Raw genomic sequence first — 630 nt, forward strand, 5'->3', positions numbered from 1 at the left:
AGTGATGCACTTGATGTAATGGTAAGCGATATGCTTCCGGCAGGAACTGCATTCGTTTCAGCTGATAATGGAGGAGTAAATGATTCAGGTACAGTAAACTGGAACCTTGGGACATTGGCAGCAGGAGCAAGTGTGGAGCTGAATCTTGTATTGTCCACCGAAGCTTCCCTTGAAGCAGGAACAATCATCAGTAACATAGCAATCGTAGATTCCCCAACAGATGGAGACGGACCAAAAGAATCCGATCCTGAAGATGTAACGGTAGAGACAGCGGCTGACCTAGCAATAATGAAGTCAGCAGCAAGTGCTACGGTATTGGCGGGAGAGAATATCAGTTACACAATAACGGTAAGCAACAACGGTCCAAGTGATGCACTTGATGTGATGGTAAGCGATATGCTTCCGGCAGGAACCACATTCGTCTCAGCCGACAACGGAGGAATGAATGATTCAGGTACAGTAAACTGGAATCTTGGAACCTTGGCAGCAGGAGGAAGTGTGGAACTGAATCTTATACTCTCCACTTCACCTTCCCTTGAAGCAGGAACAACAATCAGTAACATCGCAGTAGTCGATTCCCCAACAGATGAAGAAGGGCCAAAAGAGTCTGACCCAGAGGATGTTGATGTG

General features: G+C 46.7%; 1 pseudogene. It reads left to right on the forward strand.

Annotated features, from left to right (window positions below):
• Positions 1–630 (forward strand): annotated as a pseudogene (locus tag MM213_RS20760) (hypothetical protein); the annotation flags it as partial.

The sequence above is a fragment of the Belliella alkalica genome, from assembly GCF_022549785.1.
GTDB classification, from domain to species: Bacteria; Bacteroidota; Bacteroidia; order Cytophagales; family Cyclobacteriaceae; genus Belliella; species Belliella alkalica.